The organism is Pseudomonas sp. CDFA 610 (assembly GCF_021147865.1).
Classification (GTDB): domain Bacteria; phylum Pseudomonadota; class Gammaproteobacteria; order Pseudomonadales; family Pseudomonadaceae; genus Aquipseudomonas; species Aquipseudomonas alliivorans.
Window position 1 is genome coordinate 35,715 of record NZ_JAGTPM010000004.1, and the last position, 18,306, is coordinate 54,020.

Here is an 18,306-nt window from a genome sequence, read left to right on the forward strand (position 1 = left end):
TCGAACCGGGACTTTTAGGTTAGAGCACGTTGTCGAGCTGCATATAAAATATCCAGAGCAGGATACGGCAAGGTAAACCCTTCAAGTTTGAACATTGCCGATTATTTCCCATGGTGAATCGGCAGGAATCGGCCAAAAGCAACTAGTCGGGTGTGTCTAATCAATCAGGGCGATTCACTCAACGGTACACCTGCCTGCCGTGCAATTTTGCGGACGGCGAGTTGTAGTTCGAGCTTGCATTGATATAGATCTTTATTGTTTTCACGCCCATAGGCTTTAACACATGAAAAAGCAGTGTCTACAAAAAACATGCTTGCAATTCTGGTCATCATTATTGAGTAAGCCCAAGCTTCCTTTCCAGCCTTTATCTTGTGCTCGGGTGAGGCGTGCATAAACATAAGCCACATAAGCGTGTCCTCGCCAGTTATATGGCTTGCTCCGCTGAGGCGATGATAGCTTTCATAGTAATCAGTCTCGCGCCCAAGTGTTTCAAATCTTTTATAAAGCGACTTAGGCCAGTCACTCTCCGGATTGGATGTATCTACAGAGCATTGAGTTTCAATTTCATTAACGAATTCGTCTAATACGGTAATGACTTTTCTTCTTTCCTCTATCATAGTCGATATTTCTTCTGCGTCGGTTCCGTCCAGTATTTTCTGCTTCCATTCATTGAGCTTTCTATTGTGCTCATTCAGCCATGATTGAAAAAATTTTATTAATGTCCCTGAGTCGCCTCTTTCGGCTAGATACATGATGTTTATTGAGCCCTCTACAACAACCCTAGCTAATGCCTCCGCACTGGCTGGCGAACCTGTCGAAATAGCAACTAGCATTCCTTGGACGTGCTCGTATACACGACCGGTCAGATTTAAAAGCGAGTGAATTCGAAAGCCTTCATTGTTATTTTTTGGCTCGATTTCTCCCAAGTAGTCATTAAGAATTTTATCTGCTTTGGCACACGATTCAATGGCTACTGCCGACTCGATAAGGTTTGCTTTTTTATCTATTTTAAAGGCTTTTCTGAAGTTTGGTATGTGAGGCATTGTTGTGTGTGAATCCTGTAGTTTTAATTAATGCATTTCTAAATGGAAGCGCTATTTAATTTTTGAGTGTAGCATTTTGTCGGCTGTCAGAAAATTTTTCACTAACTTTGAATCGTGTGCATCTTGATTTTTAGCTAATTCAGCGTCGTTAAGATTGCTTTCACAACTTATTAATGTTGGGGGCTTAGGCTCAAGAAGAAAACATGGGGACAGACCCCGTGTTTCCTAAACAGGCATTGCCCCTAGCTAGAAGGGGCAGATGTATTTTCGATCTCTTATTCGTCGAATCATCAACGAGCGAGGTCGGCGAACGCCGTAGGGGATCAAGAAAGGCCCTCCGGGGGGCGCGCGGCAAGCTTAATCAGGACGAGGCTTCTGGGCACAAGCGCAATCACACCAAACCCCAGAAACAACAAAGGCCCGCATTTCTGCGAGTCTTTGTTTTGTATGGTACGGCACCAGGCGAGCGTTATATTTCGGGGAGGTTAGGTTTCCAGGCGTCCAGATTTCGGTGAAAAACTTCGCGTACGCCAACTAGTTATTATTAATGAATCAGCTAGTTACGGAATTGAGTGGAGCCGAATCCGGCCGTATTTTGTGCCATTAATATCTTATAATCTTAATGGCTCATTAAATAGAAAAATCAATATCAGCTATGTCAAAAATTCTCTCCGAGAATCGCCAGGGAGGAAAGCGATCAAACTCGCACGCTGTGCCGTTTTTTGAGAAAGTATCGCTAAGCGTAACTCGTATAGCGCGATATAGAAGTTTTCTGGGGTTTTAGCTATATTTAGTCTGGCTCTGGACTTATATATTCATATGCGTCAAGTCTATTTTTTTGTTTTTAAAATTATCTAGGCTCTGCTATAGTAGACCGATTAAAGTGCTGCGTGCGCCAAAGTAAATCGAGGTGATTGTGCTGGGAGATATTCAAATTAGATCCGCCCTTTTAGCTAGGCTTGGTCGAATGTCGCACCGACCCAGCGCGCTAATTGAAGAGCTGAGAGTGCATAATGGAAGTGCAATAGCTGATGTGGTGGCTATTTACAAGGAGGCTCATTGTTATGAGATAAAAGGTGATGCCGATAAAATTGAGCGAGCAATAAGCCAAGCTGCCTATTATGATTTGGCGTTCAGGAAGATAACTTTAGTTACTACAGAGCGTCATGCGAATAAAGCTATAAGGATTATTCCAGCGCATTGGGGAGTGATGATTGCCAGGGAGGTAAGTGGTGTTGTGGTTCTGCGGGGGGCAAGATCTTCAAAAAATAGCCCTTTTTTTGATAAGAAGACTGCTCTCATGACTCTCTGGAGGACAGAACTTTCAGATGTCGCCGAAGGGCTGAATATACAGGTTGCTGCAAAGGCAAATAGGGATAATATTTCTAACTCCATTGCAGGAATTATGGGGAGAGAAGAGCTTAGCCTTGCAATTAGCGCTAAGCTCGCGCAGAGAAAGCTAGGGTTTTTGTAACATAAATGTGATGTGAGCATTTATAGTCGGATTCAGGATGCTGCTAGGCGTGACTAGGGTTCCATGTGAGTTGGCTTTATCGTTCAGGTAATTGTCTCCCCAAGAGTATGGTGGTGTCCGATAGAAAGTTTTTGCCACCAGAATCTTCGCCATATCGTTATACTGCTGGTTCCCTCGCGGATGGTTTTTTAAGCCGTTACCTCTAATAACATATTGAAAATCTTCAAAGGCATACAGGATTTTGGGCGCAGTAACGTTGCGCATGCTTTCTGGTGGGATGTCGATTTCCGAGAAATTAGGGCTTACGATAGTATAATCCCCAAGTTCAATGTCGCTTAGTTCGTGGTGGGCAATAACTTTTTTGTGTATGGCTAGTTCACTTCTGGGTAAAGAGATCTCATGCCCGACTTCGAGTATTTCCTTGATTGATGCTGGTATTGAAGAACCGGTTATTATTATTTTTGAAAATGAATAATCGCGCTTTATAGCGATGATAAAGTTGATTAGCTCTCCCGCTCTTTTGGTCGTATCACATGTGCGGCAAATCCTATTGTCTAGAATAAGGATAATTGATGTGAAATTGGGAGGGCATTTTCTAACTAATGTTTGTATTTCTACTTTGGTTGTAGTGTAGTGCTGAAAGTCTTCAGGCTGAACTCTTAGTGCTATGGTATCTGATTTAATTTTGCCTGTGATTTTGGCGTTGAACACAGCATCATTTCGTTGTGGTGTTCTTTCGATGGCGATAACTGGGATGAACGTGGTGTCGGAAAATTTGTCGATAATATACATGTAGTTGTCTTGTCCCGAAATCGTTATTGCATCAGGGACATCGAAATTATCAAGGTAGAAATTTCTATATTCTTTTAAGTGTGTTTTTATTTTTTTGTGCGTTCCGTCAATAGATTTTTTTAGGGACTGTTCATTCAGACCTTTTTTCATCGGGAAATCAAAGAAAGGAGCGATAAAAGGCTTCAGCGTAGGATGCAAAACCTTTAGGGCTCCGATCTCATTAGTTTTGGTTTTTAAGAATGGAGTATAGTTATTCATGTTTAAATATCAAATCCCTAGTGTTATATTCGGACACGATATCGGAAAGTATTTCATATCGATTTAACTCGTGCCTAAGCATGCCTGCAATTATTGCTGGATGCAGTCCTTGTTCGTTTGCGTATTTTATTACGATCTCTCTGCGTAAATCATATTTTGGTTCACAGTTCCGCCATTCGTTTCTACTGACAAAAATTGTTTTGGTAAGTCGATCGGCTTCTAATTCAATTTCTTCGATTGATGCTTCTTCAAAGTCATCTAGTATGGGTGTGTCTAGTTGATCTATGTGCAGGTGTATATGAGATAGCTCGTGCGTTAGTGTGAACCAGAAATTATCTAGTCTACTGTGTCTTAACGTCATGCCAATGACAGGATGGCCAGACTTTAATTTGAATACAGCTCCGTCAAGCTTCATTCCTTTAAGCTGTTCGTCAAATATAAGTATTATGCCGAGGCTTAATAGCGCGCTGGAGACTAAGCGGACATTTTCAGGGGCGGGACTCATCCGAGTGATTTGATAAATTTGGTCAGTGGAAATCGGCTGGTATTTAGGTACGTCTTGCAAGTTTAAAAGTAGCTGGGCTGTATATTTTATGCGGGAAAGCCAATAGGAAGTGGCGGCGGTATTTGCATTGTTCGATTGTCTAAAGAAAGTTCCGCCTTTGTTGTCTGTGAGTAGGTCGCGAAATAATGAGATGTTTTCACTACAAGGTGCATTTCTTTTAGTGGTTGATGCTTTTACTAAGCGGATAACTTCGTCGTGGGCGTTTAGCGCGTTGATTAAAGCCTTTGGATTTATTGTGCTTTCAGATGTTACTACAAAATCATCCTGTTCCTCATTTTTGTTGGTCATATTGCCCCCGCATATTGAGCGGCCTTGGCCTCTGCCATTTCAAAATAGTTTAGTTGATCTTTGTCTAAACTGGGGAAATGTTGCATTCCAATCCGTTCGTAATAGGTTTTTGCCTTTGGTAGTGAATGTAAGCTAAAACCGGGCCTGAGCCTCAATGCGTTACAAGAGTAGGCTATCGCGGATTTTATTAGAATGCTGCCAATTCCGCTAAATTGTTTGTTGCTCATTGGGTTTTGCCGATTCCAGGGAGCTACGGCAAGATACTCGATGTAAAAAATATTTCCTTTGTCAAAAATGCTTTGTTTGGGGTGGTAGATTAGACATGCCCCTTGAGGTTTTGAGTCAGCTGATAAGAAAAACCAATGATATTCGTCTGTCCGATATGCGATTGATTTTTTAAACCATTCCCAATGGCTATCCTCAAGGCTTAGGTTGCTTATTTCAGTTTCTAATAGATTCTCATCCTGACAATTGTCTCTAACGTGTCTTAGAAGTTTTATGTTGAACTCCCCCCATAATTTATCGCAAAGATTTCCGTGGGCGATGTCCCATCCATGATGGATTTTGAACTCTACTGAGCGGTTGTTTAGATCAAGTAGATTACCCTTCTGTATTATCTCGTCTTCATTAGGCGGCATTGCGTCTAATAAACTTCTAATTTCATCTAGAGTCATTATAAATATCCGGCTGAGGAAGCGAAGTCTTTTGATTCTGCTGGAGGGTTATATTTTTGAGGTGAATACAATTTTCCTAGTGCTCTTCGTAACAGGAGCATAGGTTTAGATGCAGAACGATTATGGCGGGATGTGAGTTGAATGTACTCTTTCTCGATAGCGATTAACGTATCGAAGTTTAATATTTGTTGTTGTATCGAGTTGATCATTTTTTAGCCTTTCCGTGGCAAACAATCGTTCAGGTGTTTCTGCTGTTCCTGCTGAGCGTTAGCTAGCATTCTAGGTCGAGCGTACTCCACATTTTATGTGCGTGCCATGTTTTGGCCACCATTTGAGTCCGATTTGCTGGCTAGGGAGGCATGCGTTGCGTTTCTCAGAAGTGGGGGCGGATTGATTTTCTTTCGGTGTCCCCTCCTGAGTAAGATTTACACCCTCTGATCTATCGACAGGAGGACCCTTCGCCTAGAGGTTGAACTGCCAGGATTTCCCTAAGCGAAAAGCGAGCAAATGCATGGTCAGCAGATAGTAATAGCGCGTCGATTTAGCGTGCGGGCTCAAGTGGTGGTTCAGAAACCATGCGAGATGCTTTTGCTGCCATGCCCATGGATTATCTCGGTTCCAGCGTTCAGAAATGGCTGCTTGAATAGTCTTGGCCTGGCGGATGTGACGTTCGCGTGTGGCATGTGCTCCAGTCAGCACCCCAGCCAAGAAGATCTCCATATCGAATGGTTTATTCATACCCGACCACCGATATACGCCGATACCACGTCGATTCGACCATGTCCCAGCTCATAGCTGATTTGTAAGCGTGCCTCTCGATCAAGGCGTGGATCGAGGCGCCTGTACCTGCCACCGTTGATGGGTTTGAGGTGATGGGTGATCTGCTCATAGCGTTCGCACGCATAAGCCGCGCGCAGTTCGTGGAAGCCTTTGAGGTTGTGCGTATGGAGGATGTCCCTTGCGGGGCGGACGATTTCCCGTTGGAAATCGAGGTAGCTCTCGTTCGGTGCCAGCAGGTTGCGGCTATCGTCGGGTGAGACCTTTTCGGCAAACCTCAGCGCGTCACGAATATGGTCATCCACCGCAATCCAACGTGGCGCCGACGCGCCGGATCGGCCCCCTTTGGTGCCATCCTGGATGTTGATCTTGCCGTAGTGTTCGGCTTCGCGTTTTAGGCGCGGAAGGTCGGCTAAGATGGCCTCGCGTAAGCGCATGCCGGTAGCTCGGGCCAACTGCACGATTGCAGCCGCGCGCGGCAGTTGGTGTTCGTAAAGCGCCTCGACGATCCGCTTAACTTGTTCACGATCCTGGCCTTGCGGGGCTGCTGTGCGGACGGTTGTGCGCTGCATTCCCAGCGCCTTACTCGGGCTCTGCACTTTCACATACTGATCACCGCGAAGCGCGGCCATGGTCCGATTCACACTGGACAACCGGTTTTGCGCAGTCGCGATGGCCAGCTCACCTCGTTCAACTTGTTGGCGCAGGTGTCCGGCGTAGTCCAGCAAGGTCTGCCAATTAATCTGCCGCGCATCGTTAAATCCTGGTCCATCCTCCGACCGACACCACCGAACAAACGCCTGCCAGCGATCACCGTGCGCTTTGACCGTCCCGTAATGCCCACCGCCAAACAGATCTTTCAGCGCTTGCGGCCCGGCATAGCTCAATTGCCGGCCATAGCCAAAGTTCCGCCCATCCCGTTTACCGACCAGTGCCATGATCGAACTCCTCTCGAAGCCAAACCTTTCAAACCTTCCCCACGTCATCCCGCCATGGATGTTGAGTGTTATCAGGGATCAAGGCCCCTGCGGCCTGTGAGGGTTGTCCACTAACGCGGGACTGGCGGCTCTTTACGACCGGGAGCTTGGGCATCTCATGATCTGGCCTCCTGAACACCGATTCCGGTGGGCGGGTGGAGACTGCATTGGCTGACGAGGCCAATGCCGCGAGATCCTGAGTCAGGTGAAGGCAGTGTGGCGATGACCGGGGCATGCCTGACTGTCAGTCAGGTGCAGTCCATTCCGTGGACTGCGGCACCATCATCTGCATCGCTGCTGCGGGTGACTTCGGTGTTTGTCACGCCGATTGTCACGAGGGGGAATGCCGCAAAGCCTTGTACGAGTTGGGCAGCAGCAGCGGTAGGATCGCCCGTCTCTTTCCGGGAGAAAGAGACGGGCGCAGGTTGGCGCAAGGAAATGGCCAAGCGGATAGGTTGCTGCAGGGCAGCTATGAAAGGGAGAGTTGCCGCATTGGGCACACTGGTAAAAGTAGGCATCCATCACATTGCTGTGACCGCGCGAGCCGCCGGACGCTAATCGCACTTTGGGAGAACCACCACAATGTGGCGTAGCCTTAAAGGTTCTGGCTACCTGGGTTGCTGTCAAAGACAGCACTTTGCCCGATCTTTTCTACGCCTGTGGATAATTTGGGTCAAGGCTCGAATTTTCGGGAATTCTGCGGCTGTGGATGAAATTATCCACCGGTGGAAATCTATGGTTTTCCACAGACAATTCGCGTGGGCTTTAGATTTTTTAAATGAGGTCCATCCAAGCAGGGCGGCTTCGCAGCCCCGCTTGGATGGACCCGCGTGGAAGGGCGGACTGCGGTGATCTTATTGGCTTACCCACGTTTGGATGCGCCGCGGCTATTTTGTAGGGCGGTAATGTTGTCGCCGACCGGGTGAGCGAATTCGTGGGGAGTCACATGCCCATGGCGGTTGGCGTCGATGTAGTTGCTCCACCACGCCATGATCAGCCTGCGCTGTTCGAGGAATTCGGCCTTGTGGATATACGCGGCGCGCACGCGGTTGCGTTCCTTGTGGCTCATTTGTCTTTCGATGGCTGCGTCGGTCCATAACCCGGACTCCAGCAGAGCGCTACAGGCCATGGTCCTGAAGCCGTGGCCGCACACGTCCTTGCTGGTGTCATAGCCGACGTTGCGGAGCATGGTGTTCACCGTGTTCTCGGACATGGGCTTCCAGTACTTGTGGTCGCCCGGTAGCACTAACTCTGAAAAGCGACTGAGGCTGCGCAGGCGCTCCAGTATTTCGATGACCTGCGGCGATAGTGGAACCATTTGAATGTCGCCGTTCATCTTGGTCCCTCGTGTGGAGTTGCGTACCCCTTCAATCGGTGCGCGTGTATCGGGGATTTCCCACATGGCGCGTTGGAGGTCGAACTCACTCCATCGCGCGAAGCGCAGTTCGCTGGAGCGGACGAATACATGCAGCGTGAGCAGGACGGCAAGGCGCGTCAGCTCGCGGCCGTTGTAGTTGTCGATACGATTTAGCAGTTCGGGTAGGCGGTTGAGGGATAGGGCCGGGCGATGGACTGTGCGCGGCGCGTGAATCGAGCCTGCCAGATCCAGTGCAGGATTTATGGTGATCTGCCGAGCCCTTTTGGCCCCGCGCATGATGGTGGATAAGTAGTTCTGTACCCTTAACGCCACATCCATGGTGCCGCGTTCCTTGATGCGCTGGGTGATCTCTAGCAGGTCATGGGTATCGAGTTCAGCGATGGGTCGTTGGCCGATCAGCGGGAAGACGTGGGTACGCAGTCGGCTCATCACGGTTTTTGCGTGTCCTTCGGTCCAGCGACGGGACATGTCGGCGTGCCACTCCAGAGCAACGGTTTCGAAAAGCAGTGCCGCCCGTTGGGCTACGATCTTGGCCTTCTTCTTTTCTTCCATTGGATCGAGGTTGTCTAGCAGCAACGCCTTGGCTTCGTCTCGCTTACGCCGTGCGACGGAAAGGGTAACGATGGGGTAATTGCCGATGATGAGCGTACCTTCCTTGCCGTTGGGCTTGGTGTACTTCAAGCGCCAGGTCTTCACGCCATTGGGTTTGACGAAAAGGTACATGCCGCCGCCGTCGAACAGTTTGTAGGCGCGTTCGCGGGTTTTGGCCGTGCGGCATTGCAGGTCGCTGAGGGGGATCGCTAGACGTGGCATAGGGGTACGCGCTCCTGACCGGGAAATCGCAGTACCCCTAACATACCCTCGGGGAAGGGGGATTTTGTTGGATCCCGACAGAGGGTCCTGGAACGAAAAAACCCGCCAAAGGGCGGGTTTTCGGGGCTTCCAGAGCATTCAGTAGAATGCAATGGAGCCTAATGTGGTGCCGGCACCAGGAGTCGAACCCGGGACCTACTGATTACAAGGAAGGTGCTTTAAACATAAAAATCAGTAGGTTAGAGATTTTTCTGTTACGTGGCTTTTGTCTGCGAGCCTCGGTCTACGGTGTGCCTTGGACTGTTGTTACGTGGCTCTGCGTCATTAACGTGTTGGTAGCGGACCAGTGGGCTGATCCAGGAAGCCGTCCTACTGATCACTCTTCTGAGTAGACGGAAACCAGATTGCGGCCAGCTTGCTTAGCCTTATAAAGCGCTTTGTCTGTGCATAGCAGCAGTTCGTCGCATCCCTGAGAGTCCCGTGACGGGATGTATCCTGCCACGCCGATACTGACTGTAACCTTACCCAATTCAACCGAACGACTTTCTATGTTGGCTTCCTCAACGGCATGCCTGATTTGTTCAGCAACCAGCATGGCCCCGTTCACATCGGTGTAGGGCAAAATAACAGCTATCTCCTCACCGCCGTATCGTGCTGCGAGGTCTGTAGGCCTGCTCGAGGCATTGCGTACCAATGCAGCGACCCGGCGTAAACACTCGTCTCCTGCCGGGTGACCATAGGTATCGTTGTATTTTTTGAAGTGGTCAATGTCTAGAAGCAGAAGTGCTATTGCGGTCTGATTGGATTGGGCTTGGTCAAAGCTTTTAGCGAGTACTTGATTGAAGAATCGACGGTTGGCCAAGCCTGTCAGGCCATCTTCGGTCGCGAGTATTTGAAGCTCATTGTTCACCGTTTGAAGTGAGCCGTTGTCAGCCCTCAGTACGAGTTCGTCATTAGCTCGTTGCTCTATGCTTCGCATAGTCCTGAGTCCTAGAAACAAGATCACTCCAAGTGCAGTGGTTGCCGCCAAGATAGTGAGAACGAACCCTCGACGCCAAGCGGCAAATGCATAGGCCTCCGTAATGCCGATCGACAACCGAATTGGGTATCGACCACTGGCGGCATAACCGACCATCCGTCTCGTGCCGTCAACGGGTGAGTCGAAAACGAGTACCCCTCGCGTGCTGCCAGCCAGTATCGCTTTCACGACCGGTCCGTTAACGACATTCACTGCTATCAACTCAGGACTGAAAGGAAGACGAACTAGCTGAACGCCATCCGTGCGTGCCAGATTGACGATGCCGTCTTCGCCCAGGTCAAAGGATCTGAAAAATTCCAAAAAACTTTCCACACGCAACGTTGCAAGCGCCACCCCTGCAAATGCTCCTTGAGCATCTTCAAGCCTTATCGACACCGTAATGATCCATTCACCTGTCGTGCGACTACGAATGGGCGGGCCTATGTAGGGCGCCAGGCTTTCGTTCTGCATATGGTATTTAAAATATTCGCGATCCGAATTGTTGCGTGCAGGGGGACTGGATGAGAGTGTCGTCAGGACCCATCGACCGTCAGCCGCATAGAGAAATATGCCTTGGATCTCCGACTGCGTGTCCACGCGCGCGTGTGCAACTTTAAGTATACGATCCAGATTCTGAGGGTCCTCGCCTTCGTGACGATAACGCTCAGCCAGCCCTACCAAAACCATGCTTGCGTAGGTAATGGAGGTTTCCGCAGAGCGGAGTACGGAGGAAGACAAGTTTGTAAGCTCGGTGTAACGAGCTGCCCGTTCGTCACGGTATTGAGAGTACAGCAGCCCTCCTGTAAAGGTGCATAACGCCGTGCAAGCCACCAAAAGTAGTGTTATGGCTTGCAGACCCAGTCGGCCCGACACTGGCATAACCGATCTCGTGGCAGACAGAGGACGGTTCATATTTACGCTCTTCCATGAAAAATAAGAAAAAAGCCTCTTGCAGCTATGTCAGAAAATCCCGATAGGTTGACTAACGCAATCATATGGAAGCCTGACGGACAGCTTTTCTAGAGTCTGTGCAACGAGTCTAGTGTGAATTTTAAGGAACAACGAGATATGTCTTTCTGCGTTACACCTGCTACGTACGCGAGGCATTGACCAGTGGTACGCTGAGATCGTAGACGTCCATCATGGCCCCGTCCCGGTGGCCGCTGGCCTCTTGCTTGTCTGCCCGCGTGCCGGCCGTGTCGGTGATGCCCCGCCGTTTGAGGTCGTGCAGACCAAATCGCTGCTCGGCCGTGAGGGTGCCGTCCTCGATGGCCGAGGTGATGAACCGCTGCCAGGCGGTGTCCAGGCCGGATTTGCGCAGAGGGCCGCCGTGGCTGGCCACGATGAGATAGCGCCGCTCGGGACGTAGCGGCACCACGGTGGATTTGCTGGCCCACACCTTCGCCCGATAGGCTTTTGCCCCGTCCCAAGCAGCGCGCAGACGCGGCGTCCAACGCACGATATTGTCCCGACTGCCTTTGCGCCGGTTGGTCATGACCCCTTCTGCCAGTTCATGCGCATCGGTCAGGGTTATGGTCTCAATGCCCCGCAAGCGACACAGGTAACCGATCTCCATGACGTAGCTCAGGTACTCCGGACAGCCGCCTTTCTCGTTCCTGGCCAAGCGACCAAACGCTTGAGCACGGTCGACCAGCACCTCCATGACCTGGTGCTCAGGTAAGCGCCGACGTTTGCGCTCCACCGGCGCTTCAATGCCCTGCGCAGGGTTGCTGTCGAGGTAACCCCGGTTGCGTCCCCAATGCAGCACGCGACGCAGGTAGCGCAGCACATGCGCCGCCTTCGACGGCGTGCCCTCATCGGCCAAGCGGTCGACAATCCGCTGGATCAACGCCGCCGTGAATTTTCTGACCAGCAGATCTCCCAGCGGTTTGCCCAGCCGGGTAGGAATCCCCAGCAGCACGTCCCGTGAATAGCAGTAGTCGTCGTGAGTCTTGAGGCTGAGTTTTTGGTAACGATCGCTCTGGTGGAACTGGGCGCAGACGTAACGCAAGGTGCCCTGATCAACCCCCGAGGTCTGCTCCATGATCTGGTGCAGCTCGGCCAAGGTCACGTCAGCCGGTGCCACGTTGCGCCGGCGCTGTTTGCCGGTCTCGTCGTAATGCAGCGTGTACCAGACGCCGGCGTTGCGGTGATCGAAGTAAATGGCCGCTGGGAGAGCGGCCTGATCGATGTGGGGGGGAATGTGCGGATTGTGCTTCCGCTTACGCGCTTTCCTCATAGGATATTCGTGTCATAGCGCTCAGAGGTGACGGACTCGAGGCCCGCCGCGTGGTGGACGAGATCCAGCGTTGTCCAAGGGCCAGTGCGACCTCGAAACATACGGATGCCTTGGGTGATCAGCGAGCGTTCGACGTCGGAGCGGCGCTGGTAGCCGGTAATGCGCTGCAGGTCCTCAAAAGTGAGGACGTTGCTGGTTGGGGAATTCATGTGTGCTCTCTGCGGGAAGCAGCAACCAGGGGGAGTGTATCGCTTCGCCCTGGTGCTAAAAGCCAGAAACTACCGGCTCAATTACTGACGGTTGGACGGGCGAGGACTTGGGCGATGACCAACGCATCGCTGGCGGTCAGCTCCCCTTGGCGTTGCGCCAGGCTGGCGAGTTTTTCCAGTCGGCCTCGCGCATCGGGAGTCTTGTGTACCAAGTAGCCGATGAGTGCCGCACCTATCATGGCAACAAAGATGTGTTTTCGGGATGGTGTGCTAGCCTTTGTCCATTCGCGACTCAGGTGTTCCGTTTGCATAGCCGTACTCCTAGTTGTGGATGGTACTGGGGAGCTGCAACTCCCCAGTACCGCTTGCTTAACAATCTTCGGTGTCACACCTGATGGCTTGGATCCTGCCGGCGTACCAGGTGAATAATCAGGTCTTCCAGATTGGCAACGTCTTCTGTCTCTGACTGCCATTCCAGCACCGCCTGGATCTGCTCCCGGCTGCACTGCAGCACCATCAGTTCCCGCTCACCCCGAGCGGCGCGAATGTCCAGAATCTCCAGCAGTCCACCGATGGCATATGCGTCGGCATGTATTACCGGATAGCCTTGATCCGTGCGTTTAAGTCCAGCAATCACCACGCTAATCGGGTCCACGGCATGCCCAGACAGTTGTTCGCTCATCACTTGAATCTGCATGGCGTCCTCTCAGGTTTTGAAGTGCCAGCAACGCACTGATTGGGGAATAGGACTCAACGGCGTCCGTGCCTGCAGGTTTGCTCGAATGAGGCTCTCGGTGGGTTTGCTGGCATCGATCAGCCGGTGTGTCCTGCCGTCCTTGAGCAGGCGACGCAGCGTGGCAAGATCCGGAATGCGTTGACGGTGCTCGTGCGCAACCTCGGCAAACTGGTTGAGGTTGATGGCAATGACTCCCGGATTCTTGCTGTGATTCACCAGTGGGCTGCCAGGCAGTGACTCCAGGTATTCGAATACCTGCCAGAAGTCGTTCAGCTCTTGGGGGTCGGTCGTGATCGCCGCCTGTCTGTCGCTGGCCATGGCACTGATGTACTTGCGGGCCTGGTGCACCATAGATTCCGGCACGGTCAGTACCAACTGCAGGCAGTCCAGCAACGCCAGCAGCATGCTGTGGTTGCGAATGATGCGGTCCGACGTGAGCTTCTTGCTCGCCCACAGTTCGGATCGGTATTTGGGGTAGACCTCGGCGAAGCGGGCCAGCACCTGGTGTTCGGCTTTCATAGCCTTGACCATAAAGTGGCTGACGTCACCGACTTCGGTTTGCACCAGCGCGTAGGCAGCTGCCCGACTTTCCTCGGTGATGATGGGTTTGGCGAAGTAGAGCTTCGTGATCCGGCTCAGAATCGCTTCGTGACCTGATACGCCGGCGTTCTGGGCAATGACGATCGACGCCCGGAACGGTGGCTCATAGGTGTCATTGCTGTTGTTCTTGACCCCACGCGTGCGCAGCAGCCCGCCACCGTAGTAGTCCTTGAACTCATCCCACTCAAACGATTTCGCATTTTCGGCGTCGGTGTTGCGATCAGCCTCCAGCAGCACCAGCGGTATATTGGATACTTGCCCCATCGCACGGCTACGGCCGGAGATCGATCCTTTGGCAGGGTCAAAGCCTTCATAGATCCGGCCGAACAGCTTCCACAGGAATTTGATCAACGTGGTCTTGCCGGAGTCGGGTTCGCCCGACATCTCCAGGAAGGGAAAGCTCTCGTAGTCGGCGCGGATCTGTTCGGCAAACAGCGAGCCGAACCAATACGTCAGGGCGACGAGGCCTTTCTCACCGAAACACAGCCAAAGGTTTGCCAACCAGTCGTCGCGGTAGCCCTTGGCTGTATTGGCCATGCTTATCTTGATCGACTTCATCAGGCATTTGACGCGTGCCTGGCCGAACTCGAAATAGTCTTCGTCGTTGGCTTTGTAGACGTTGCCACCTTGCACGGCGTAGTCGTTGAATATGTAAGCCTTGTGCTCTTTGCTGTAACCGATGAAGTCGATGGTTTCGACCGTTTTCAGGCCCTCGGTCTGACGGATGACGATCTGGTCCAGGTGCTTCTGCGTACCGAGCCAGGTGGCACCGGCATACATCAGACGCGCCTTGAACTCGCTGCTCGACGATATCTGTTTGGGTGTGAAGGTGAATTTCTCGGGGGCGTTGTCACTGGGCGTGTCCACCTGAAAATAGAACCAGGCGTCGCCGGTCACGTCATTCACCTGCTTGTAAAGCGCCTCAAAATTGCAGTTCGCGATCAGCTTCAACGTGCATACAGACTCCAGAACCTTGTTCCTTGCCTGCCGGTCGTTCAGCAACTGATCGTCATGGTCATCACTGTTTAGAAGGGTGCGCTGCTCGTCTTCCAGCTTCGACAAATCAAACTTCGCCCAATACATCCGGTTGCCGAATTCCAAATGGAATTCCGAGGTCGAGTCTTCCCAGGTGTACATCAAGATCGCCTTTTCACGAGGCGAGGGAGCCAGCAACAGATCGCCTTCGTGACGGGCGATGTCAATATCACGCTGGCGGCGCTGCTCACGCTTGTCAGCATCTTCAAAGCCCCAGCGCTGATGCAGGTCGTTCCAGTCAACCTTGCGGCTACCGCGTTGAGGAACGAGCGCGGCCGCACAGCTATAGCCCAGTTCACGGGACTGTTTCACCCAGCGTTGTAAGTAGCCTCGAGCTGAGGGTTCGTTGTCCAGGGCCCAGACCAGACGGGGAAGGTTGTTTTTGCGTTGAGCTGCCAGCTGTTCCAAAGCCAAGGCCGGGTAGCTGGTGCTCGACATGGCAGAGACTGCCGCTATCCCGTTTTGCAGCAACGACACGGCGTCAAAGATACCCTCGACGATCCACAGTTCTTCAACCGTTGTGAGGTCAATATCAGGGGGGCACCACCAGTGGCCCAATGCGCTGTATTTGGGCTTGAAGCGGGCTTTCATTTTGCCGAACCGAGCTGGTCGGTCGATTAGGCGTTCCCAGTAGCCGTCGTTCGGTAAAGGGAAACGGATGGTTGCACTCGACTCGCCTGACTCGTGGTTGACGTAGTTTTCCTGGCTGAACCAACCGGTCATGGGGCCGATGTCGAAACCGCGGGCGAACTCAAGGTAAGCGCGAGCTGTCACGGTGGGATCGTTATCTGTCGCAGGCGCACGCTTGCTCCAGTCCTCGAACAGGTCTTCATACAGATCTTTCACATGCTCAATGTGACCGCAGCGCTCTGGTCGGCCGCAGCGTATCTGCCAAGGGTTATCGTGGCGCGCATACAGCTCTTTCTTCTTACACTTGGGACAGGTGCCGCCCCGCATGTAGTTTGTGCCTGTGCGCACTTTTAGGTCGAAGTCGAACTGCAGGCGTTCGATGACAGTGGCTCGTAGCTTCTCTTTCATTACAGACATTACTTCGCGGCCTTCAGGCTGTGGGACAGGGCTGCCATAAGGCTTACTTGCGCTGCCATCACCGGGACACGGGCGAGAATTGCGCCATGACGTTGGCCGTCCGCAACGAAGCGGTATTGATCGTCATACCAGTATTCGTTGAGCTTCAAGCGGTACTGTTCACGCAGGGCTTCCAGCAGTGCTTTGGCTTGGGCTTTCGGCAATTGGGTGGTGACGATCACGGCGTTGGCCATCGTTAAACCTCGAATTCGGGCGCAGCTCACCCATACCCACGGGTGTGGGGCAGGCAATATTTAGGGTGGTTTTAGGTAGCGGGGGAGACAGGCTTGCCGTGGCCGGCAACAATCAGGTGTTCGTAGATCAGGTGAACAGGTACCGACCAGGCGAGTCCTCGAACAGGGTCACTGATCACAACCGACATTTCTGCGCTTGCCTGCAGATCTATGCGCTGACGACCGATGACAGCCAATACGTTGCTGTAGGCCTGGTGCACCAGGTGATTCGCGAGTGGCTCTCTGACCTCGAGGCTTTCGACCAGATGGTCGATTGCTCGCCCAAGCAACTGGCCGATATCGCCGAGGTGTTCGCCCTGATGGCGCTCAATGAATGCCTGAGCTGCAGCGCGAATAGTTTCTTGATAATCCATATCGACTGATGCGTTCATCATTGTGCGGTCCCTGATTTTGCGCGGTACAGATCAATGGCTGCGAGCACTTCGGCATGCCGAGCCGCCATGTGCAAATTGTGTGCGTTAAGGATGTGCTCGGCTTCCGCTTGGCTGATGCAACCGTCTGCAAGAGCCTTAGCTATCTCCTGGTCGACGCACCCACGCTTTGCCGCTGCCCTAATGGAAAGGGCATACATTTCAACGTTGTCGAGCGATTCAGGGTCGGACACCGGTACAAATAGACCGCCATACATTGACGCTACGTAGTTGGGGAGATGCTGAGTGCCAGCGTCCTGCTCCAGCTGGAATAACTGCATGTCATTGAGTGGTCTGCTGTTGTTGTTTTCGTATGCGTGGTTATCGAATTTCTTCAATGCCAAACCGATGCGGGCAGCTGCGCACTCGCGTCCACCTGGATAACTACAGATAATTGCGCTGACTACTTCGCGGCGTGTTTTTAGAACTGGACTTTTCATATTCTGCTTTTCCCTGTCAGTGCCTAGCACTACTGTTTGAGCACGCCGTCTTTGATCCCCAGCAATACGGCGGCACGATGTGCCTCCCCACGGCGGCCTTTGAGACGCCCATTTAGAAGGTCGCTGACCAAATTCTTGTTCAATTCATGAATCCTGCTGAATTCCGCAATGCTCATCCCTTTGCGATCAAGCGCTGCGCGGGCTTGCTCAGGCGTAACTGGCACGGGCATAGTGTTCGTTCCTGTTCGATTGTGTTTGTCTGTGGTGATTCTTGGTCAGAAATTTGCTCACGTCAAGTGGTTATGGACAAAAATATGCTCATTGCTGAAGGGGTCGGTATACGGCTCAGGGAAGAGCGTGAGCGCTTAGGTCTGTCACAGACGGAATTCGGCACCTTGGTCGGGGTCAGCCGAGGCACGCAAAAAAACTACGAACTTGGTACTGCTTTAGGAGCGCTTGATCTTAAATACATCATGGCGCTCGAAAGTAACGGTGTTGATGCTGGGTACGTTTTGACCGGTCAAAGAAGCCATGGACAAGGGCTCACAACGGACGAAAGCTCTATCCTCGAACAGTACAGGTCCATCCCGGATGCTGATCAAAAGGCTTTAAGACGATTTCTTAAAGCTATGGCCGACGACGCCAAATAAGTAGTTACAAAAGTTGCCGCGATATTCCTGTTCTCTGATATGAAATAACAGCTGTAGCCCACACAGCCAGCTCCTCTATGCATATCAAGGAGCTAAAGAATGTTAGAAACGGTAGTGATGGATGGTGAAGTTCGTGCTCTGAAGGGGAGTCAGCGATCAGAGCTTTCCCAAACTGAGCATCGGTTGGTTGAGCGCTTCCGTCAGATCACGGACCAAGAAAAGCGGCAGGTGCTGCGCTTGATTGAAGCACTTACCCTGCACCCAGAGACTGATTAAAAGCATATGTCTCCGCCGATCTTTGATCGGCGTTCCCAATACTAGGCAACTGCTTGTCGCCCTAATTGCTCAAACAGCTCTTTTTGCTTGTCAGGTGCAAGATCCCTGAGCCGATCGAACAACATCACGTCCAGTTGCTGCCCAGATGGCCGAAGCGTGTGTGAGAACGTGAGGTTAGCCACCCAAGTGTGGCCGCAACTGGCGTCCAGGCACTGGCAGTACAGTTTCACGTAAGCCCTGGTCACTTCCTCCCTCGAGCTAATCCGTCCCTTGTGCCCGCATGTTGTGCAATAAATCCGCATGTCTTCCCTCCC

At 51.9% G+C, this 18,306-nt stretch carries 21 protein-coding genes; 3 read left to right on the top strand and 18 right to left on the bottom strand.

Annotated elements, in window-relative coordinates; translation table 11 throughout:
* Positions 1-164: 164 nt before the first annotated feature.
* On the bottom strand, positions 165-1,043 hold the full coding sequence (locus KDX39_RS08025; RefSeq protein ID WP_231659965.1) for a DUF5677 domain-containing protein: 879 nt from the start codon (positions 1,041-1,043) through the stop codon (positions 165-167).
* Between the two features lie 916 nt (positions 1,044-1,959).
* Here KDX39_RS08025 and KDX39_RS08030 point away from each other — a divergent pair.
* On the top strand, positions 1,960-2,517 hold the full coding sequence (locus tag KDX39_RS08030; RefSeq protein ID WP_191947031.1) for a sce7726 family protein: 558 nt from the start codon (positions 1,960-1,962) through the stop codon (positions 2,515-2,517).
* Here the strand turns inward: KDX39_RS08030 and KDX39_RS08035 are convergent.
* From KDX39_RS08035 to KDX39_RS08110, 16 genes are all read right to left on the bottom strand, one after another.
* The gene (locus KDX39_RS08035) at positions 2,503-3,567 is read right to left on the bottom strand and encodes a beta family protein (protein ID WP_231659966.1); all 1,065 of its coding nucleotides are present in this window, start codon (positions 3,565-3,567) and stop codon (positions 2,503-2,505) included. The two genes, KDX39_RS08030 and KDX39_RS08035, sit on opposite strands and share 15 nt — an antisense overlap.
* The gene (locus tag KDX39_RS08040) at positions 3,560-4,420 is read right to left on the bottom strand and encodes an ImmA/IrrE family metallo-endopeptidase (RefSeq protein ID WP_231659967.1); all 861 of its coding nucleotides are present in this window, start codon (positions 4,418-4,420) and stop codon (positions 3,560-3,562) included. The genes KDX39_RS08035 and KDX39_RS08040 overlap by 8 nt, the downstream gene beginning before the upstream one ends.
* Positions 4,417-5,094: a GNAT family N-acetyltransferase gene (locus KDX39_RS08045; protein WP_231659968.1), complete on the bottom strand. Its 678-nt coding sequence runs from the start codon at positions 5,092-5,094 to the stop codon at positions 4,417-4,419. Before KDX39_RS08045 ends, KDX39_RS08040 begins: the two co-directional genes overlap by 4 nt.
* A gap of 462 nt (positions 5,095-5,556) precedes the next feature.
* A complete protein-coding gene (locus tag KDX39_RS08050) occupies positions 5,557-5,832 on the bottom strand; it encodes a hypothetical protein (RefSeq protein ID WP_231659969.1) in 276 nt (91 codons plus the stop codon).
* The gene (locus KDX39_RS08055) at positions 5,829-6,809 is read right to left on the bottom strand and encodes an integrase domain-containing protein (RefSeq protein WP_231659970.1); all 981 of its coding nucleotides are present in this window, start codon (positions 6,807-6,809) and stop codon (positions 5,829-5,831) included. Before KDX39_RS08055 ends, KDX39_RS08050 begins: the two co-directional genes overlap by 4 nt.
* A 901-nt stretch (positions 6,810-7,710) precedes the next feature.
* Positions 7,711-9,039 carry a tyrosine-type recombinase/integrase gene (locus KDX39_RS08060; RefSeq protein WP_231659971.1) on the bottom strand — a complete coding sequence of 443 codons (1,329 nt, stop codon included), beginning with the start codon at positions 9,037-9,039 and terminating at the stop codon, positions 7,711-7,713.
* Positions 9,040-9,415: 376 nt separating this feature from the next.
* A complete protein-coding gene (locus tag KDX39_RS08065; RefSeq protein ID WP_231659972.1) occupies positions 9,416-10,969 on the bottom strand; it encodes a sensor domain-containing diguanylate cyclase in 1,554 nt (517 codons plus the stop codon).
* 178 nt (positions 10,970-11,147) lie between these two features.
* A complete protein-coding gene (locus tag KDX39_RS08070; RefSeq protein ID WP_231659973.1) occupies positions 11,148-12,296 on the bottom strand; it encodes a site-specific integrase in 1,149 nt (382 codons plus the stop codon).
* On the bottom strand, positions 12,293-12,505 hold the full coding sequence (locus KDX39_RS08075; protein WP_122435129.1) for a hypothetical protein: 213 nt from the start codon (positions 12,503-12,505) through the stop codon (positions 12,293-12,295). Before KDX39_RS08075 ends, KDX39_RS08070 begins: the two co-directional genes overlap by 4 nt.
* Positions 12,506-12,582: 77 nt before the next feature.
* Entirely contained in the window at positions 12,583-12,816 is a 234-nt protein-coding gene (locus tag KDX39_RS08080; protein WP_122588800.1) for a hypothetical protein, read from the bottom strand.
* Positions 12,817-12,890: 74 nt separating this feature from the next.
* A complete protein-coding gene (locus KDX39_RS08085) occupies positions 12,891-13,202 on the bottom strand; it encodes a hypothetical protein (RefSeq protein ID WP_231659974.1) in 312 nt (103 codons plus the stop codon).
* A 9-nt stretch (positions 13,203-13,211) separates the two neighbouring features.
* Positions 13,212-15,923: a toprim domain-containing protein gene (locus KDX39_RS08090; protein ID WP_231659975.1), complete on the bottom strand. Its 2,712-nt coding sequence runs from the start codon at positions 15,921-15,923 to the stop codon at positions 13,212-13,214.
* A complete protein-coding gene (locus tag KDX39_RS08095) occupies positions 15,923-16,156 on the bottom strand; it encodes a hypothetical protein (protein WP_025994425.1) in 234 nt (77 codons plus the stop codon). The genes KDX39_RS08090 and KDX39_RS08095 overlap by 1 nt, the downstream gene beginning before the upstream one ends.
* Positions 16,157-16,227: 71 nt before the next feature.
* Complete coding sequence (locus KDX39_RS08100; RefSeq protein WP_231659976.1) at positions 16,228-16,590, bottom strand: hypothetical protein; 363 nt, start codon at positions 16,588-16,590, stop codon at positions 16,228-16,230.
* On the bottom strand, positions 16,587-17,066 hold the full coding sequence (locus tag KDX39_RS08105; RefSeq protein ID WP_231659977.1) for a YmfL family putative regulatory protein: 480 nt from the start codon (positions 17,064-17,066) through the stop codon (positions 16,587-16,589). The genes KDX39_RS08100 and KDX39_RS08105 overlap by 4 nt, the downstream gene beginning before the upstream one ends.
* A gap of 29 nt (positions 17,067-17,095) precedes the next feature.
* Entirely contained in the window at positions 17,096-17,296 is a 201-nt protein-coding gene (locus KDX39_RS08110; protein ID WP_029242402.1) for a DNA-binding protein, read from the bottom strand.
* An 84-nt stretch (positions 17,297-17,380) separates the two neighbouring features.
* Between KDX39_RS08110 and KDX39_RS08115 the strand changes: the two genes are divergently transcribed.
* Positions 17,381-17,716, top strand: a complete 336-nt coding sequence (locus tag KDX39_RS08115) for a helix-turn-helix domain-containing protein (RefSeq protein WP_043305053.1) — start codon at positions 17,381-17,383, stop codon at positions 17,714-17,716.
* 99 nt (positions 17,717-17,815) lie between these two features.
* Complete coding sequence (locus KDX39_RS08120; protein WP_231659978.1) at positions 17,816-17,992, top strand: hypothetical protein; 177 nt, start codon at positions 17,816-17,818, stop codon at positions 17,990-17,992.
* 41 nt (positions 17,993-18,033) lie between these two features.
* Here KDX39_RS08120 and KDX39_RS08125 read toward each other — a convergent pair whose 3' ends face one another.
* Positions 18,034-18,294: an ogr/Delta-like zinc finger family protein gene (locus KDX39_RS08125; protein ID WP_005737198.1), complete on the bottom strand. Its 261-nt coding sequence runs from the start codon at positions 18,292-18,294 to the stop codon at positions 18,034-18,036.
* Between the last annotated feature and the right edge of the window lie 12 nt (positions 18,295-18,306).

What these genes read in the sequence shown, in the direction of transcription:
- KDX39_RS08025 (WP_231659965.1), bottom strand. Translation starts at nt 1,043, where the DNA reads ATGCCTCACATACCAAACTTCAGAAAAGCCTTTAAAATAGATAAAAAA.
- KDX39_RS08035 (WP_231659966.1), bottom strand. Translation starts at nt 3,567, where the DNA reads ATGAATAACTATACTCCATTCTTAAAAACCAAAACTAATGAGATCGGA.
- KDX39_RS08040 (WP_231659967.1), bottom strand. Translation starts at nt 4,420, where the DNA reads ATGACCAACAAAAATGAGGAACAGGATGATTTTGTAGTAACATCTGAA.
- KDX39_RS08045 (WP_231659968.1), bottom strand. Translation starts at nt 5,094, where the DNA reads ATGACTCTAGATGAAATTAGAAGTTTATTAGACGCAATGCCGCCTAAT.
- KDX39_RS08050 (WP_231659969.1), bottom strand. Translation starts at nt 5,832, where the DNA reads ATGAATAAACCATTCGATATGGAGATCTTCTTGGCTGGGGTGCTGACT.
- KDX39_RS08055 (WP_231659970.1), bottom strand. Translation starts at nt 6,809, where the DNA reads ATGGCACTGGTCGGTAAACGGGATGGGCGGAACTTTGGCTATGGCCGG.
- KDX39_RS08060 (WP_231659971.1), bottom strand. Translation starts at nt 9,039, where the DNA reads ATGCCACGTCTAGCGATCCCCCTCAGCGACCTGCAATGCCGCACGGCC.
- KDX39_RS08065 (WP_231659972.1), bottom strand. Translation starts at nt 10,969, where the DNA reads ATGAACCGTCCTCTGTCTGCCACGAGATCGGTTATGCCAGTGTCGGGC.
- KDX39_RS08070 (WP_231659973.1), bottom strand. Translation starts at nt 12,296, where the DNA reads ATGAGGAAAGCGCGTAAGCGGAAGCACAATCCGCACATTCCCCCCCAC.
- KDX39_RS08075 (WP_122435129.1), bottom strand. Translation starts at nt 12,505, where the DNA reads ATGAATTCCCCAACCAGCAACGTCCTCACTTTTGAGGACCTGCAGCGC.
- KDX39_RS08080 (WP_122588800.1), bottom strand. Translation starts at nt 12,816, where the DNA reads ATGCAAACGGAACACCTGAGTCGCGAATGGACAAAGGCTAGCACACCA.
- KDX39_RS08085 (WP_231659974.1), bottom strand. Translation starts at nt 13,202, where the DNA reads ATGCAGATTCAAGTGATGAGCGAACAACTGTCTGGGCATGCCGTGGAC.
- KDX39_RS08090 (WP_231659975.1), bottom strand. Translation starts at nt 15,923, where the DNA reads ATGTCTGTAATGAAAGAGAAGCTACGAGCCACTGTCATCGAACGCCTG.
- KDX39_RS08095 (WP_025994425.1), bottom strand. Translation starts at nt 16,156, where the DNA reads ATGGCCAACGCCGTGATCGTCACCACCCAATTGCCGAAAGCCCAAGCC.
- KDX39_RS08100 (WP_231659976.1), bottom strand. Translation starts at nt 16,590, where the DNA reads ATGATGAACGCATCAGTCGATATGGATTATCAAGAAACTATTCGCGCT.
- KDX39_RS08105 (WP_231659977.1), bottom strand. Translation starts at nt 17,066, where the DNA reads ATGAAAAGTCCAGTTCTAAAAACACGCCGCGAAGTAGTCAGCGCAATT.
- KDX39_RS08110 (WP_029242402.1), bottom strand. Translation starts at nt 17,296, where the DNA reads ATGCCCGTGCCAGTTACGCCTGAGCAAGCCCGCGCAGCGCTTGATCGC.
- KDX39_RS08115 (WP_043305053.1), top strand. Translation starts at nt 17,381, where the DNA reads ATGCTCATTGCTGAAGGGGTCGGTATACGGCTCAGGGAAGAGCGTGAG.
- KDX39_RS08120 (WP_231659978.1), top strand. Translation starts at nt 17,816, where the DNA reads ATGTTAGAAACGGTAGTGATGGATGGTGAAGTTCGTGCTCTGAAGGGG.
- KDX39_RS08125 (WP_005737198.1), bottom strand. Translation starts at nt 18,294, where the DNA reads ATGCGGATTTATTGCACAACATGCGGGCACAAGGGACGGATTAGCTCG.